This is a genomic window from Shewanella sp. AS1 (assembly GCF_021412565.1).
Taxonomy (GTDB): Bacteria; Pseudomonadota; Gammaproteobacteria; order Enterobacterales; family Shewanellaceae; genus Shewanella.
The window spans coordinates 1-285 of sequence record NZ_JAKCLJ010000102.1; the positions used below are offsets into that span (position 1 = coordinate 1).

General features: G+C 55.1%; 1 protein-coding gene. It reads right to left on the reverse strand.

Going from position 1 to position 285, the window contains the following annotated elements; all coding sequences use genetic code 11:
• On the reverse strand, positions 1–285 hold a 285-nt coding region (locus tag LZP69_RS16815; protein ID WP_234201729.1), incomplete at both ends, for a VCBS domain-containing protein.

A 285-nucleotide genomic window follows, 5' to 3' on the forward strand; every position in this document is an offset into this window, starting at 1 on the left:
CCACGTCTGAGCCGGTGACTTTACCTGAGATGCTCGCATCTTCCTTCACGCTTTGGGCAGCGATGGCGTTCACCACCGGTGCATCGTTGGTGCCGGTGAGGTTAATCACCAAGTCTTGGGTGTCACTGTCACCTGCGGTATCAGTGACCGTCACCGGAATGGTTAGGGTCAGTGGATCGCCTTCGGCCAAAGATTGATAGGCTGCATCACTAGGATCAAAGCTGTAACTGCCATCGGCGTTTAAGGTAAAGCCTGGAACGGCGTTGGCAATCGAATAGGTCGCCG